Origin of the sequence: Sporosarcina ureae DSM 2281, assembly GCF_000425545.1 — a bacterium.
Taxonomy (GTDB): domain Bacteria; phylum Bacillota; class Bacilli; order Bacillales_A; family Planococcaceae; genus Sporosarcina; species Sporosarcina ureae.
The window spans coordinates 391,506-407,573 of record NZ_AUDQ01000001.1 but is presented as its reverse complement, the minus strand read 5'-3'; the positions used below and the strand labels follow the sequence as shown (position 1 = coordinate 407,573).

Annotated in this window: 13 protein-coding genes; 11 read left to right on the top strand and 2 right to left on the bottom strand. The window is 43.3% G+C overall.

From position 1 onward, the window contains the following. Positions 1 to 147: 147 nt before the first annotated feature. Both H605_RS19185 and H605_RS0101935 read right to left on the bottom strand, forming a co-directional pair. Complete coding sequence (locus tag H605_RS19185) at positions 148 to 852, bottom strand: hypothetical protein (RefSeq protein WP_155979452.1); 705 nt, start codon at positions 850 to 852, stop codon at positions 148 to 150. 124 nt (positions 853 to 976) lie between these two features. Next, positions 977 to 2,329, bottom strand: a complete 1,353-nt coding sequence (locus H605_RS0101935) for a YjiH family protein (protein WP_029052643.1) — start codon at positions 2,327 to 2,329, stop codon at positions 977 to 979. Positions 2,330 to 2,506: 177 nt separating this feature from the next. Between H605_RS0101935 and rbsK the strand changes: the two genes are divergently transcribed. The 11 genes from rbsK (at position 2,507) to H605_RS0101880 (ending at position 16,018) form a co-directional block, all read left to right on the top strand. Further along, positions 2,507 to 3,397, top strand: coding sequence for a ribokinase (gene rbsK / locus H605_RS0101930; RefSeq protein WP_029052642.1), 891 nt, complete (start codon positions 2,507 to 2,509; stop codon positions 3,395 to 3,397). 152 nt (positions 3,398 to 3,549) lie between these two features. Next, on the top strand, positions 3,550 to 4,074 hold the full coding sequence (locus tag H605_RS17230; protein ID WP_051210430.1) for a DinB family protein: 525 nt from the start codon (positions 3,550 to 3,552) through the stop codon (positions 4,072 to 4,074). Between the two features lie 98 nt (positions 4,075 to 4,172). Further along, positions 4,173 to 5,795 carry a M20/M25/M40 family metallo-hydrolase gene (locus H605_RS0101920; RefSeq protein WP_029052641.1) on the top strand — a complete coding sequence of 541 codons (1,623 nt, stop codon included), beginning with the start codon at positions 4,173 to 4,175 and terminating at the stop codon, positions 5,793 to 5,795. 787 nt (positions 5,796 to 6,582) lie between these two features. Further along, a complete protein-coding gene (locus tag H605_RS0101915) occupies positions 6,583 to 8,463 on the top strand; it encodes an ABC-F family ATP-binding cassette domain-containing protein (RefSeq protein ID WP_029052640.1) in 1,881 nt (626 codons plus the stop codon). Positions 8,464 to 8,483: 20 nt separating this feature from the next. After that, complete coding sequence (locus H605_RS0101910) at positions 8,484 to 9,605, top strand: virulence factor (RefSeq protein WP_029052639.1); 1,122 nt, start codon at positions 8,484 to 8,486, stop codon at positions 9,603 to 9,605. A gap of 165 nt (positions 9,606 to 9,770) precedes the next feature. After that, positions 9,771 to 11,489 carry a hypothetical protein gene (locus tag H605_RS0101905; protein WP_029052638.1) on the top strand — a complete coding sequence of 573 codons (1,719 nt, stop codon included), beginning with the start codon at positions 9,771 to 9,773 and terminating at the stop codon, positions 11,487 to 11,489. Between the two features lie 8 nt (positions 11,490 to 11,497). Beyond that, positions 11,498 to 12,508 carry a membrane dipeptidase gene (locus tag H605_RS0101900; protein ID WP_232321199.1) on the top strand — a complete coding sequence of 337 codons (1,011 nt, stop codon included), beginning with the start codon at positions 11,498 to 11,500 and terminating at the stop codon, positions 12,506 to 12,508. Further along, positions 12,490 to 13,290: a DUF3726 domain-containing protein gene (locus H605_RS0101895; protein ID WP_029052636.1), complete on the top strand. Its 801-nt coding sequence runs from the start codon at positions 12,490 to 12,492 to the stop codon at positions 13,288 to 13,290. Before H605_RS0101900 ends, H605_RS0101895 begins: the two co-directional genes overlap by 19 nt. 30 nt (positions 13,291 to 13,320) lie before the next feature. Then, on the top strand, positions 13,321 to 14,745 hold the full coding sequence (locus H605_RS0101890) for an aldehyde dehydrogenase family protein (RefSeq protein ID WP_248681192.1): 1,425 nt from the start codon (positions 13,321 to 13,323) through the stop codon (positions 14,743 to 14,745). A gap of 78 nt (positions 14,746 to 14,823) precedes the next feature. Further along, entirely contained in the window at positions 14,824 to 15,558 is a 735-nt protein-coding gene (locus H605_RS0101885) for an IclR family transcriptional regulator (RefSeq protein WP_232321201.1), read from the top strand. Positions 15,559 to 15,574: 16 nt separating this feature from the next. Next, positions 15,575 to 16,018: a RidA family protein gene (locus H605_RS0101880; RefSeq protein ID WP_029052633.1), complete on the top strand. Its 444-nt coding sequence runs from the start codon at positions 15,575 to 15,577 to the stop codon at positions 16,016 to 16,018. Positions 16,019 to 16,068: the final 50 nt, after the last annotated feature.

Genomic DNA, 16,068 nt, shown 5'->3' with positions numbered 1-16,068 from the left:
GTACACGTCTATTCATTGGTAATTAGCGTACAAAAGCCCACCATTGCTTTGCCACGCTAATTTCCAAACGCAACCCTCCCTTTACTTGCGGACATTCACGACATTCCAGCAGGGTTGCTTTCAAGTTGTTTCATTTGGCTGCTCTCTTTATTGAGAGCAGTTTTTTTGTGTTGGAATTTGATAAAGGTGGATGGTGTTGTTGGGGGAGTGCTCTATGTTGGTCGTGGGGCGCTCTATCGGTTGTGCTATCCGCTCAATGTTGGGGGTGGAGTGCTCTATCGGTTGTGCTATCCGCTCAATGCTGGGGGTGGAGTGCTCTATCGGTTGTGCTATCCGCTCAATGTCAGGTGTGAAGCGCTCTATCGGTTGTGCTATCCGCTCAATGCTGGGCGTGGAGCGCTCTATTGGTCTAGCTATCCGCTCAATGTTGGGGGTAAAGCGCTCTATCGGTTGTGCTATCCGCTCAATGTTGGGAGTGGAGCGCTCTATCAGTCTAGCTATCCGCTCAATGTTGGGGGTAAAGTGCTCTATCAATCGAGCTACCCGCTCAATGCTGGGGGAGCGCTCAATCGGTTGTGCTTTGCGCTCAATGTCAGGCGTGAAGCGCTCTATTGATCCTGCTATCCGCTCAATGTTGGGGGCAGAGTGCTCTATCGGTTGTGCTATCCGCTCAATGTTGGGAGTGGAGCGCTCTATTGGTCTAGCTATCCGCTCAATGTTGAGGGAGCGCTCAATAGGTTGTGCTATGCGCTCAATGCTGGGCATGGAGCGCTCAATCAATCGAGTAATCCGCTCAAAGTCAGGCGTAGAGCGCTCTATCAATCGTGTGAACCGCTCTATATCAAGCTTCAAGCGCTCAATCAGTCAGGTTAACCGCTCAATTCCAAGCCTTATCCGCTCAATCCCAAGCCTTACCCGCTCAATCCCAAACAAAAAACCCGCCACTTCAAAAAGAAGTAACGGGTTCTCACTCTACTTAAAATAATAAATGCGCAATACCTGCAATGATGGGCAGGGCGATGATCGTACGCAATAAGAAAATGATGAGTAAGTCAAAAATATTCAATGGGATTTTAGTACCTAAGATCAAGCCACCGACTTCAGACATGTAGATCAGCTGGATTACGGATACTGCCGCAATTGTAAATAGCGTGATAGGCGATGTAATGACGCCTTCTGCTAAAATAACAGGCAAGAACATATCCGCGAATCCAACGACCATTGTCTGTGCAGCTTCGGCAGCTTCAGGAATCTGCAAGAAATTCAGAATGTATTCGAACGGCTTTCCTAAAATACGGAATACGCTCGTATACTCGGCCATCACTAAAGCGACCGTACCGAAAGCCATAACCACTGGTGCCACGCCGAACCACATGTCGAGCACGTTCTGCATACCTGCACGTACCGTCTTCACAACAGAGCGTTGTTTTGAAGCCGTATCAAGTGCGCTATTGAGACCTAGTTTAAATACGCTTGTCCCGGCAGGCAGTTTTTCATTTTCAGTGGAATATTCCCGATCGTCAATATACGTATTCTTAATAGAACGTAATGGATAAATTCTTGGCATAATGAGGGCGAGGATCAACCCTGTGAACAGAACCGTCGCATAAAATGGTAGAAAGTAGTTTCCAAGACCGACTTTATCAATGATGACGAGTGTGAATGTAATCGACACAACAGAGAACGTAGTTGAAATAATCGCCGCTTCACGTTGTGTATAGTGACCCTCTTCATACTGTTTGCTTGTTAGCAAGACACCTATTGTGCCGTCTCCAATCCATGAAGCGAGTGCATCAATGGAAGAACGTCCAGGCAATTTAAATAAAGGTCGCATAATCTTCACCATTAACGTACCGAAGAATTCGAGCAATCCGAAGTTCAGTAATAAAGGAAGCAATAGACCAGCGAAGAAGAAGATACTGAACAGGAAGGAAACGAGTCCATCACCTGCAAGTAGCAATCCGCCTGTATTATCGCTCCAAATCGCTTCGGGTCCTAATTTATAGACGACCATGATCGCGAAGATCGCTCCTACAATGCGGGTAATCGTCCAAAACGGTGTCACTTTGAATAAGTTTGTAAAGAATGAAGGTCTGTTTGGATCTTTTTTAACGAATAAATAGAACACCGATCCGAGTGCAGATGCAATGATCAAGTACATCATAAGTTGTGGAATAATTGGTTCCAATGAGCCTGACAATAAATCCGCCAATTTGGCAATTGGTACTTTCCAGCCTGCTGCAAATGGCAGTGGAATCATGAATAATAGCACACCGAGTATTGATGGAAGTAAGAATACTAACCAAGTGCTAGCTGTATATTTTTTCAAGGTATTTCTCTCCTTGTGAATAATCTAGTTGATGTATATTTATTCATTATACTGTTTAACGAGTCGTTGTAAATACTTTAGCACAAAGTGTAACTTTTCAGTCAGCGAGCAGTCTATATTGAAACAGGATATACAAAAGCATATGATCGATAAAAGAATGGGAAGCGAGGCGTATGCATGATTACAGTAATTGGCAGTGCGAATATGGATATCATTGCACAAGCGGACAAGTTTCCGTTACAAGGCGAGACGGTTAGAGGAAAGGACTTTCAGACGGCACCTGGCGGCAAGGGGGCGAACCAGGCCGTTGCCTGTGCAAGGCTCGGGCAGAAAGTGCAGCTAATCGGCACGACGGGTACGGATTCATTTGGAGAAATGATTGTAGCTAATTTGCGGGATCAACAAGTGGATACTACTTATATCACACAAGAAGAAGGTCCTTCCGGTGTAGCTATTATTTTATTGACGGAAGGGGACAACCGAATCATTTCCATACCGGGAGCGAACCACGCGTTGACTCCAGAGCGGATTGGGGAATTGAAATCCGTTATTGGGGCCAGTCAACTGGTGTTGATGCAATTGGAACTTCCTATAGATACTGTGTGGTCTGTGCTTAAGCTATGTAAACAATTTGAAGTGCCTGTCATGATGGATCCGGCGCCTTCGAGTAGTTTTCAAATGGAATATATGCCGTATGTTCACTATTTGACGCCTAATGAAACGGAGTGCGCGCAACTCTTCGGTACTTCAATAGAAGAAACTGTGACAAATTATCCGAATCAACTGCTCGTGACACTAGGAAAAGACGGTGTTTGTTATCATGATAAAGAGCAAGTAATCTACGTGCCGGGTGTGCCTGCAAAGGTTGTGGATACAACAGGCGCGGGAGATACATTTAACGGAGCGCTTGCTAGCCGGTTAGTTCAAGGGAGCGATTTACAGTCTGCCGTTCATTTCGCCAATGTGGCGGCTTCATTATCGGTAGGCAGATTCGGTGCGCAAGGCGGTGTGCCAACAGCGCATGAAGTAATGAAAATAGCAGAAAATATGGCGGATAAAAACAACTAGAAATCCTTTTATATCAAGGCTAGTTGGCACCCTTCTGTCACCATTGACAAGCTTTACAAAAAATATAACCGTTCCCCCTTTAAATCTCTGAACAAAAGGCGTATGCTATGGCAATAGAATGGATTACGAGGAAGAAATGGAGGTAGATGTTGATGGTTTTTGGAGAAAACATCAAGGTCCGTAAACGCATCTTGCAGTTGATTGATGGCTTAACAGATGAGGAATTTAACGGAACACCATCACATGGCGGCTGGTCACCCAAACAGATTGTAGAACATTTAGCATTAATGGAATGTCGAGTTGCTACAAACATCGCCCAAGAATTGAAAAATCCTGAGAGTTTGCGTGTATTCAAAAAACCAATCAGTGTATCGGCAAGTCCTTTAGTAAAGGCGTATTTCATGGAATATACACAACCAACAGATATGCATCTTTCTATTCCAGAAGTTAAAGAGAAGTTGCATGCATCTAGAAATTATTTGCTGGATATCTATGAATCTGCCACTATTACAGAACTTCGCTGTAAATCGCTCAAGCATCCGGTTTTTGGCAATGTGCCGTTAATTCAATGGTTCCGTTTCGTAGGATTCCACGAAAAACGTCATCTACGACAATTGAAACGAGCAGTGGAGCAAGTGAAGTCGGCTCGCGTACAGCTAGTTTCCACGTCTGAATAATAAATAAGAACTTGTTTGCCTTACTATGGCATACAAGTTCTTTTCTCATTTTACTCCAAATCAGCTATACTTTACCTAACCGTGAAGGAGGAGATGGAATGAATCGATACCGTTTTGATACCCCCGAAAAGCTGCGTGCATTATTATGTGAACTAGTAAGTTGGGATAGTCGTACGTTGACGGAAGGAGAGCGTTTCTTTTCCTGGAAGTTGCAAAATAAGTTGAGCGAACTGGAATATTTCACTGAGAATCCTGACAATATTACGCTTCATGATGCGGGTCTCGGGCGGCAAGTCGTGCACGCTCTGTATGAACATCCGGATGCTATAGATACCATTGTCTTGATCAGTCATTTCGATACTGTGCAGACAGATGAATACGGAGCGCTTGAACCGCTCGCTTTCCATCCAGAAGAACTGACGAAGAAGTTGCTAGAAAACAAAGAGATGTTGCCTGAAGCGGCACGCATTGATTTAGAATCTGGAAAATACCTATTTGGCCGAGGTACGATGGATATGAAGATGGGTTTGGCGTTACATATTCAGTTGATCGAACGAGCAAGTATAGAGAAGTGGCCTATTAATCTATTATTGTGCACAGTACCGGATGAAGAGGTAAACTCAGCGGGGATGCGCGCCGCTGTTAAAGAACTTGTCCGTCTGCAAGAGCAGGAAGGTCATCGCTTTAAATTATTCCTAAACGGAGAGCCCTCATTTTCACAAGGGCCTTCGGATACGAAAGAATATGTTTATTCTGGGACAATCGGAAAGATTATGCCGTCCGCTTTATTCTATGGCAAAGAAACGCATGTCGGTGAACCTTTAAAAGGAATTACTGCAGATTATATGGCATCATTTTTGACACATAAGATGGAGTGGAATCCTCTATTCCGTGAAATACATCAGGACGAATCAACACCTCTTCCGGTCACACTGCACCAAAAAGATTTGAAAATCCAGTACTCTACACAAACACCACAGCGAGCAGCTGCGTTATATAATGTCTTTCTATTCAAGCGGACAGCGGCTGAAATCATGAGTTTATTCGAACAAGTGGCGAATGAGGCGATGGCAGAGTGTAATGAACATTATAAAGCAGTATGTGATCGTGAATCAGCAGTGCCGCTAGGAGATATTCGAGTACTGCGTTTTGAAGAGTTATTAAAGTACGCTGAAGAACAGTTAGGGAAAAACGAAGTGAGTCGATTGAAACAAGAAGTGCTGTTGCAAGAAGAATGGGATGACCGCGAGCAATGCATACGTATTGTCGATACGCTAATGATGGAGTGTCAGGAACTAGGCCCAGCAACTGTGCTTTTCTATGCGCCGCCATATTATCCAGCTGTCAACTCGTCTGAAGATCCGCTTGTACAGGAATCGATCGAGTTTTTGCAGGAGCGTGCACAAGTGTTTGATCTAACCATTGAGCAAGTGCATTATTTTAATGGGATTTGCGATTTAAGTTATGTACATTATAAGGATGAAGAAGATCATTGGAAGGCGTTTGCGGAGAATACGCCGGTCTATGGTGCGACGTATTCGATTCCGTTTGAAGATATGCGTAAGCTAACTGCGCCTGTGTTGAATGTAGGGCCGTTTGGTAAGGATGCGCATCAGAAGACGGAGCGGTTGCATATTGATAGTGCGTTCAGGGAGATGCCGGTGTTGTTGGAGCAGTTGGTGAAGAAGCTTGCGGGCATGAATCAGCCGAAGTCTAGATGATGTTTCTTAACGTTTACATGTTAGCGGAATAACTATGCGGCTGCGGGTCTTTGTTACTTTTTGTTGGGGGGCGTTGCTCGACTGGTTGTTGGGTATTGGAGTTAGTGAGTGTTCGTTTTCTGGACCCGCGCAGGCACGTGGGGGATTGCCTCCAGCCAGGAGCCAGCTGGCGATGGTGCTGCCAGTTGTCTCCTGGCCACGGCTTACCCCGCAGTTGTGCCTGCGCTACTGAGTGGTAGTTATTTTGGTTGTGGTTCTATGCGATCAGTACCCAACCTAGAAACTCGGTTGACGGAAAGACTACGCGGCTGCGGGTCTTTGTTACTTTTTGTTGGGTACGTCGCTCGACTGGCGTTTAGGTATTGAAATTAGTGAGTGTCTGCTTTCTGGACCCGCGCAGGCACGTGGGGGATTGCCTCCAGCCAGGAGCCAGCTGGCGGTGGTGCTGCCAGTTGTCTCCTGGCCACGGCCTACCCCGCAGTTGTGCCTGCGCTACTGAGTGGTAGTTATTTTGGTTGTGGTTCTAATAAGAAGAAGATTAGTAACATCGCGAAAGCCCATTGACCCCACTAGCGCCATAGTGGGGTCAATGGGCTTTCCACTTACATTGTCAGCGAAACAAGAAATTCATGATCCAACAAGCACTTCATCCCTAACTCCCGAAAAACAACTTCCTCAGACCTCTCCAAACTTACCAAGACACCGTACACAAACGTGCATGTTTTCAACTTACCCGAATTTCGGCTATACTAGGACTAGAAGCAATTTAAGAATAGGATGTGCCAGGATGAGTCATTTAGTAGTAGAGAAATTAACCAAAACAGTTGGAGAAAAAACACTTTTTAAAGATGTAGGATTTAACTTGAAAAGTGGAGACAAGATAGGTTTGATTGGGATTAATGGTACTGGGAAATCTACGTTACTATCCATAATTTCGGGGCAGGGAAGTGCGGATACGTTGACGATGGATCATCCGAATAAGTTCCGTGTGGCATATTTGCCTCAAGAACCGATTGTCAATCCGGACTTAACCGTGATGGAAGCAGTATTCGAAAGTGATGCACCTGTTATTCGTACAAATCTTAATTACGAGCATGCATTGCAACTACTTACCGAAGATTCTTCAAATGAAGAGTATCAGGAGCGTTACTCATTCTATCAAAATGAAATGGATTCAACGGGTGGCTGGGATTTGAATGCATTGGCACGTACTATATTAATGAAGCTGGGTATCGAGACATTCGATAAGAAATTGGGCGAATTATCAGGTGGTCAACTGAAGCGTGTGGCTCTCGCTAAAGTATTAATCGAACCAGCAGATTTATTATTACTGGACGAGCCAACGAACCATCTGGACGTTGCATCGATTCAGTGGTTGCAAGACTTCTTGCAAAATGTTCAAGGGGCAGTATTATTCGTTACACACGATCGATACTTCTTGGATCAAGTCGCTACGCATATTTACGAGTTAGCCGATAAAACACTTTATTCGCATACTGGAAATTATGCAGATTATTTGGAGTCAAAAGCACTACGTGAAGAGATGTCAGCTGCTTCGGATCAGAAAGACCGTAATCGCTACCGTAGTGAGTTGAAATGGATACGCCGCGGTGCTAAAGCGCGTTCGACAAAACAGAAAGCGAGAATTGACCGCTTTGATGACCTTCAAGCGAAAGTGAAGCAGACCGATGAGTCATTGGATTTTGAAATGGATTTACAAACGACACGTCTTGGTAAAAAAGTGTTGGAAATCAATAATATTACGAAAAGATTTGACGATAAAGTTATATTGAACGGTTTTTCTGCTATTCTACAAGCGAAAGAACGTATTGCGATTATCGGACCGAATGGTGTAGGGAAGACGACACTTCTTCAAATGCTGGATGGAACGACTATGCCGGACACCGGTGAAGTCGATAAAGGTTCCACTGTAAAGATTGCTCATTTCCATCAACATTTGCCACCAATGAAGGAAAATCAGCGCATTATTGAGTATATTCGTGAGACGTCCAATGATATTGAATCAGGAGACGGTGAGCGATTATCTGCGACGCAAATGTTGGAGAGATTCTTATTCCCTTCTTCTGCACACGGAACGCCAATCGGTAAATTATCAGGTGGGGAACGTAAACGTCTCTATCTATTGAAGTTATTAATGGAACAGCCGAACGTTTTGCTGCTAGATGAGCCTACGAATGACTTGGATCTCGAAACACTTTCCGTTTTGGAGTCATTCATTGACACGTTCTCTGGAGTCGTCGTGACGATTTCCCACGACCGTTTCTTCTTGGATCGAATCTCACGTAAGCTGTGGATTCTAGACGGCTCAGGTGAAATCGATGTACGTCTTGGCCTGTATTCAGACTACCTTGATGAAAAGAATACAAAAGACGTGAAGCCACAAGCGAAAGTTGCGGTTGTTGCTCCGGCTTCAGAAGTTAAAGAACCTAAAAAGAAAATGACATACGCTGAAAAAAGTCAGTGGGAAACGATTGAAACAGATATAGAAGTAATGGAAGAAAAAATAGCAGCGATAGAACAACAAATGACGACTACAGGTTCAGACTATGATCAGCTTCGCCAATTGGATGAAGAGCTAGTAACGCTGAATCAACAATACGAAGAACTGGTCGAGCGCTGGTCTTATTTGCAGGAATTAGCTGATTAATTATATAGGAGGAGATTTTCTTGAAAATCAAATCGATTGAACCAACACCGAGTCCAAATTCTATGAAAATTGTTTTAGATACCCCTTTACCTGATGGAACTAGCCATAACTATAAGAAGAAAGATGAGGCACAGGCACCTGAGCCGATTCGTTCTCTTTTGGCTATACAAGGGATTAAAGGAATCTATCATGTATTAGACTTCATGGCAGTAGAGCGAATCGGAAACGTTGCGTGGGAATCCATTCTTGCCGAAGTGCGTTCTGTCTTAAGTGAAGGCGGCGAATCGCTAGAACAAGCGGAGGAGCAAAAGATAGATGAGCACTACGGGGAAGTTTACGTTCATGTACAGACGTATAAAGAAATTCCGTTACAAGTGAAAGTGTTCAATAGTGATGAGGAATCTAGGTTTGGATTAAGTGAACGTTTCGTTCAGGCAATGGAAACCGTTCACCATTCTGAAGTAGAAAACTATATTTTACTTCGGAAGTGGGCAGATTACGGAATCCGTTACGGAGAATTGCAGGAAGTAGGCGAGCAAGTTGTACAAGAACTTGAAGCCGCGTATCCTGAAACACGCTTGCATGAGCTTGTGGAAAAAGCGGAAAAGGCAGACGAGGAAACAAAAACTCGTGGGCAGAAAGTAAGTGTGGCCGAATTTGCTGTTCCCGAATGGGAAACGCGCTTCCGCTTACTGGACCAAATGCCGGATCCGGACGTATCGGATTATCCAGTATTAACGATGGCACTTGAAGATGAGAAAATGTCCATCCGTAGATTGGCCACTGTATACCTTGGTATGATCGAAGATGAAACGGTCATTCCGTTTATCGAAAAAGCACTTAAGGACAAAAGCTGGGCAGTTCGTCGTACAGCCGCAGACTGCATGAGTGACCTTGGTTATGTTGGTTTTGAATCGGCTGCTATCCGTCTATTACAAGACAAAAACAAATTAGTACGTTGGCGTGCAGCTATGTTCCTCTATGAATCCGGAACGGAACAAGCATTACCCGCACTGCACGAAGCAGAAAACGATAACGAATTTGAAGTGAAACTGCAAGTCCGGATGGCGATCGCCCGAATTGAAGAAGGTGAAGAGGCAAAAGGTTCCATCTGGCGTCAAATGACTGAAAGAACTAAATAAATGATGTAAGTCTATGGAGATTCTTGTCGAATCTTTATAGACTTTTTTAATAGAATTGTTGACAGAGAATTCAAACGGGTTTATGATGGAAATAGATATTCGGAAAGGCATTCCGATAATCGTAAAAGTACATATTTGTGGGAGTAGAAGAATGGAGGGTTTTACATGTTTAAATTAGCTATTGAAAATACAGATGCGCTAAGACCGGCATCTGAAGTAATGGACATCCAACGACTAGGCGTAATGCGCTCAACAAGTCTTAGCTTTTTACGCATTTTAATTCGAAAAATGATGCGTGAAGCTTGGAAAATTGAGCAAACGACCTTTGATATAGATGACGAAGGATACGGTGAAGCGCTTTATAGTATTACTACCCCACAAGGTACGTATACATTTGTCGCATTATCCCGTGAGATCAGTGAAGAAACTCGAAGTGATCGGGTCATTTCTGAAAGATGGGATGTAACATTTGCGCTTTGCGATGGAGCAATTTCCGATAAAAAACTAAAACGAATGAAACAAGAACTACCGAAACAGGAAGTGGGCCGAGGAGATGTCACGGATCTCGTATGGTCGAGAGCGAATAAAAGCCAACGTGTCTTTTCTCATGTCGTGGAAGCGCTATCTCAAGGTAAGCAGCCAGATGCAGAAATGATTTACGATATTGGTTATCTATTCCGCACAACTGCAGTCTATGGAAATGGTAAATTTGGAATTGCGCCTTATGAACATATGAAAGATAATCATACGTTCAGCGGTGCCTATCAATCTCAAATGTTTGCTGTCTATATGTTACGTCACTTCAGCTTTGATCTGGTTGAACATATTGCGCGCAAGAATAATCCTAAAGCGGCTACATTAAAGCCGGAACTAAAGAAATTACTTGGAACAGGTAATGCAACGGGACTTGGAATGGTACCTTACTTGATATCTCATCCAAAACTTCTTCATCAATGGATGTGGATTCGTGAAGTAGCATTGGCACGTGCAAAGAAAATGGAACCAACGGCAGTTGATTGTCAGCGCTTCATTGCCAAACTACAACAAATACGTACATTCTTTGAAGACGCTCCAATCCCGGACATGGAAGTATTTAGAAATCCGAGAGACTTGGCAAAAGAAGTCGGAGAGATTTCAAAGTTAGTAGAAGATGTGTGTAACTCTATAGAGCGTTCCAATAGTGAAGTAGGAGGACTGTGGTTGGAGTTTGCTGATAAAGTACAAGCGAATTTCACAATGGAAGCACAGGAATTGATTAACTCAGAACTAATCGATCTCTATCCTGAAGTAATCGTCGACTTAGAGCATCAGACGAATGCAGACGACGGCCTCCATTTGATACCTGAAATGTCAATTGGTTCATTACGCGAAATTATTAAGAAACAATACCAGTGGGCGTTCCAATACGACTTCACAAAACACGAGTCGAGACATTATTTCTGGTACCGTTCTGCTGAAAAAGAAGAACCGCGTATCGGAGAACGTGGAATCGACCCAGGCGATGAGTTGTATATGCCAATGAATATCGCAGAACAAGTACAGCAACTAGCTACGGAAATAGAGGTCTGTGATAATGATCTGAAAGTAGCGGCATTTTTATTGAAAAAGCCGGAGCTCAGAGGGATTGTCAGAAGAATACAATCGTTGGACGGTTTGGAGTATGGTGAAATTCAAGCGAACTTGACAGGAAAAGATCTACTTCCGGTATATCTATTGCGTTGTAAACTAGCAATACTAGGCGCTGAACGTTATGATCCGAAATCCAATCGGTGGGTACGAATTACGCTATTCCAAGGAGCACCGCTAGTTGAAGAAATCGGAACTACTTCATTCGAGGATGATTGGTTCTATCCATTAATAGCGAAAGCAGAGGAGATCAAATGACTATAGATATGAAAGATATGATAGTAATAGATGCTTTGGAATTAAGTAAATGGGACCGCGATTTTGTCATCATGCTACAAAAAGGTGGCGTTACGGCTGTTCATGCTTGCGTTGGACTGTGGGAAAATGCCCGCGAAACATTAACTAAAGTAGCGGAATGGCATCGCTTCTTTAATGAGAACAGTGATTTGGTTATGCCTGTAAAAACAGGAGAAGATATCGAAACAGCGAAGCGTATCGGTAAATTAGGAATCATTTTAGGTGCACAAAACACTTCAGCTTTAGAAGATGAATTAGGTCTCGTCTCTGTATTCAATGAGATGGGCGTTAAAATTATGCAATTGACATACAATAATCAAAACTTGATCGGTAGTAGCTGTTATGAAGAAACGGATCCCGGTCTTTCTCGATTCGGTAAGAATGTGATTAAAGAAATGAACCGAGTAGGAATGGTTATTGATTTATCGCATGTCGGAACGAAAACATCACTGGATACATTGGCACTTTCAAGCCGTCCTGTCGCGATTACCCATGCTAATCCGGATTGGATTTATCCATCTAAACGTAATAAGTCAGAAGAAATACTTTCTGCTTTACGTGACAACAAGGGAGTACTTGGTGTTTGTGCATATCCTCACTTGATTAATGGAGCGGATACAACACTAGAAGAGTTCTGTGATATGATTGCTCGTACGGCTGATTTCATGGGAATTGACCATGTGGGGATTGGAACGGATTTAACACATAATATGTCTACGGACTTCCTTGCATGGATGCGGATGGGTCGCTGGACTCATGAAATCGATTATGGTGCAGGTTCGAAAGCGAGTCCAGGATGGCCGGATTGGCCGGAATGGTTCCAGACGCCTGACGATTTTCCAAATATCGCAAATGGATTAGAAGCTCGCGGTATGACATATGAGGAAATATCTAAAATTATGGGCGGTAACTGGCACCGGTTCTTTACGGAAGGGTTCAAGTCTGAGAAGGAGTTGGCGAAATGCGTGTCTCTCACTTAGAATTATATACTCATTGTAAAAAAATCTTCCAAGCTCTTGGAGTTCCTTATGGCTATGCGGAAGAAGGAGCAGAAACGGTAGCAAATGCTGAGTTTCTTGGATTGTATGGATTACAACAACTTTACGATGAACTGCAGGATTTGCAAGGTGAGTTCGAAGAGTTGGAAGTATTGAATGAATCGGACCGCGTAACTGTAATAGATGGCGGGAAGCAAAGTGGAATGCTACTTGGAAAAGCATGTGCCGATTATTTAATTGCGCGCTTGGAAGCTCAACCGTCAGTAGCTGTCTGCGTCCGGGATGCACGACCGTCCCGGGTGCTTGCTCAACAAGCGATGTATATATCAAAAAAAGGATTGGCTAGTATTATTTTGTACAAGAAGCCTAGTCACTCATCATTAATCATTTCATCACCGAATTTCGCATACCCGATCATGGTCCACAAACGTAATAATGAGGATATCATGGAAGGAATCAATAAAGAACTAGGCTTAACAGGTGATCAGAAATTGAAATTACCAACTGTTACAACAAGATTTTGTATATTTGGTACAACCAAAATTGAAGCAATTGATGAAGTGATTGAACGCTTTGAAAACACAATAGATACATCGTATATTTTAACGACCACAGATGATTTCGAACAACGATGGGAATCTTCGTGGCAATTTGGAACAGAAGTCAGCAGAGAACTGTGGCTTGATTTAAACGAAACAGGCAAGCGTATGCTGGTAGAATCTACTGATCAATCGCGTGAACGCGGTGCAGGAGAAATGGCATAAAACTACATTATTTACTGGAGGAGACTATACATGATGACAGTTACAAGTGAAGTTAAAGTATTAAAGAACTATATTAACGGTGAGTGGGTAGAAACTTCGGGTACAGATATGTTGGAAATCAGAAACCCAGCGAACACAGATGAATTGGTTGTGAAGGTTCAGCAATCCAATGCTGAAGATGCACAAGCGGCTATTGAAGCAGCAGAAAAAGCATTCCCTGAATGGAGTAAGACACCATCTCCTGCGAGAGGCGAGTATTTATTCAAAATTGCTGCGATCATGGAAGCAGAAGCTGATGAAATCGCGCGCATCATTGTACAAGAAGAAGGAAAAACGTACGCGGATGCATTCAAAGAAGTAAATTATGCAGCGGGTATCGTTAAATTCTACGCAGGTGAAGGTCGTCGCATGACAGGCCGTATCGTTGAGTCGGACATGCCAGGTGTACAAATTGAATTACACAAAGAAGCACTTGGTGTCGTGTTAGTCGTCACGCCTTGGAACTTCCCGCTGTCTATCCCAGCTTGGAAAATTGCACCGGCTATTCTAAGCGGTAACACAGTCGTGTTGAAAGCTTCATCTGAAACACCATTGACAGCACAGAAGTTCATTGAAATTGTTGAAAGAGCTGGCGTTCCTGCAGGTGTCGTTAACCAATTAGTGGGACCAGGTCGTTTGGTAACAGATATGATCAATCACCCAGCTGTAAAAGCAATCACATTCACTGGATCGAATCGTGTAGGAAACTTAATCTATAAAGAAGCAGCAAAAGATATGAAGCGTGTATTACTTGAAATGGGTGGTAAGAATCCATTACTCGTAATGGAAGACGCAGACGTAGACGCAGCTGTTCAACTTGCTGTAGCGGGTGGATACGGTCAAACAGGTCAAGAGTTCACGGATAAATTAGTAGAAGCTTCGAAGAAAATTAAAATTGGTAATGGTATGGACGAAGGTGTCACAATGGGACCTCAAGTTAGTGATGGCGAGCGTCAATCTACACTGGATCTTATTAAAAAAGCTAAAGCTGAAGGCGGAGAAATCCTAACAGGTGGCGGTATTCCTGAATTCGATGGGTCAGATAAAGGATACTTCGTGGAGCCGACAGTAATCGGTGGTGTGAAGACAGAAATGACGATTGCACAGGAAGAAGTATTCGGTCCAGTAATCAGCATCATTGAAATCGAGTCGATCGATGAAGCGATTGAAGTAGCGAACGATGTAGCATTCGGTCTGTCCGCAGCCATCTGTACACGTAATCTAACATACATGAACCGCGCATTGAATGAAATTCAAGCAGGGATTGTTAAAGTGAATATGACGACAACCGGTACGTTCTTCCAAGCACCATTTGGCGGCTATAAGCAATCAAGTACTGGAACATATAAGGAACTCGGCAGCGAAGCGGTTGACTTCTATTGCCAAAATAAAACTCGTTACATCAACAGCAACTAAGCTAGAGTGGATGAAGAAGAGGAATAGAGCAGTCTTTCCTCTTCTTTTCTATTCATCACGCAAAAGGAGTTTATGAAAATGACAAAGACACAGGAAGTTTCATCCACAGTGGTGAAGGCCATATCCGTCATCAACTATTTGAATGAAGTGTCAGGTCCTCAAGGAGTCAGTGATATTAGTAAAGGTCTCGGTTTATCGACAACGATCGTACACCGTTTGCTGACTACATTGAAACTGGAAGGTATGGTGTTTCAAGATCCGCGTTCAAAACTATATACGTTAGGGACCATCTTTTTAGATTATGCCAATAAAATCTTGACTGAAATGCCGATAGCACCTGTTGTAGAACCATGGCTCATGTCGTTGCGCAACGATACAGGAGAAACAGTCGGATTCTATATGCCTACAGGACAGATGCGCATTTGTGTATTGGAGTACGAAAGTCAGCAAGAAATCAGGCGTTCAGTCGGAATCGGTAAGCGTCTGCCATTACATTTAGGTGCAAGCGGAAGAGCGATTCTTGCCTTCCAATCACCTGAACAGCAGGAAAGAGTATTAGGTACATTGTCTGTAGAAGAACGACATGAAATGGAACATAATTTACAAGAAGTACAAAATCAAGGGTATGCTACCAATGAAGAGGAAATTAGCTCAAATGTTGCGGCTTTGTCAGTACCTGTGTTTGATAAGCAACAAAGCGTCATTGGTGCATTATCTGTTTCCGGACCATTATTCAGGTGGAATCGTAAAACGATGGAACAGCATGTAGCTTCAGTGATTGCTGCAAGCAAAGAAATAACAGACGCATTATAAAAAGGATGGGATTTAAATGAGACCAGAAGATAAATTACAAGAATTAGGATTGGAACTACCTGAAAAACGTGCAAAAGGCGGAAACTACATATCTTGTGTGCGCACAGGCAATCTTTTATTTCTATCCGGCTCACTGTCATATGATGTACTAGGTAAAGTAGGCGATACATTAACGATAGAAGAAGGTTACGCTGCATCTAGACAGGCAATACTATTTGCACTATCCACTATTAAAGAAGAAGTGGGCGAGTTGTCGAACGTCACAAAGTTTGTGAAGCTTCTCGGCATGATCAACACGGCTTTTGATTTCACTGGACAGGCTAAAGTAATGAACGGTGCTTCAGATTTATTGGTTGAAGTATTCGGTGAAGAAGTAGGTACACACGCACGTACGGCAGTTGGAATGATGTTGCCACGCGGTGCAGCAGTTGAAATTGATGTCATTGTAGAAGTAAAATAAGGAAGTGGAGATGAATTCTCCACAGCTTTCTAAGTAAGCGGTTACAAGTA

Bases quoted from the DNA above. Each gene is read 5' to 3' on its own strand.
- rbsK (WP_029052642.1), top strand. From the start codon at position 2,507: ATGATTACAGTAATTGGCAGTGCGAATATGGATATCATTGCACAAGCG.
- H605_RS17230 (WP_051210430.1), top strand. From the start codon at position 3,550: ATGGTTTTTGGAGAAAACATCAAGGTCCGTAAACGCATCTTGCAGTTG.
- H605_RS0101920 (WP_029052641.1), top strand. From the start codon at position 4,173: ATGAATCGATACCGTTTTGATACCCCCGAAAAGCTGCGTGCATTATTA.
- H605_RS0101915 (WP_029052640.1), top strand. From the start codon at position 6,583: ATGAGTCATTTAGTAGTAGAGAAATTAACCAAAACAGTTGGAGAAAAA.
- H605_RS0101905 (WP_029052638.1), top strand. From the start codon at position 9,771: ATGTTTAAATTAGCTATTGAAAATACAGATGCGCTAAGACCGGCATCT.
- H605_RS0101900 (WP_232321199.1), top strand. From the start codon at position 11,498: ATGAAAGATATGATAGTAATAGATGCTTTGGAATTAAGTAAATGGGAC.
- H605_RS0101895 (WP_029052636.1), top strand. From the start codon at position 12,490: ATGCGTGTCTCTCACTTAGAATTATATACTCATTGTAAAAAAATCTTC.
- H605_RS0101890 (WP_248681192.1), top strand. From the start codon at position 13,321: ATGATGACAGTTACAAGTGAAGTTAAAGTATTAAAGAACTATATTAAC.
- H605_RS0101885 (WP_232321201.1), top strand. From the start codon at position 14,824: ATGACAAAGACACAGGAAGTTTCATCCACAGTGGTGAAGGCCATATCC.
- H605_RS0101880 (WP_029052633.1), top strand. From the start codon at position 15,575: ATGAGACCAGAAGATAAATTACAAGAATTAGGATTGGAACTACCTGAA.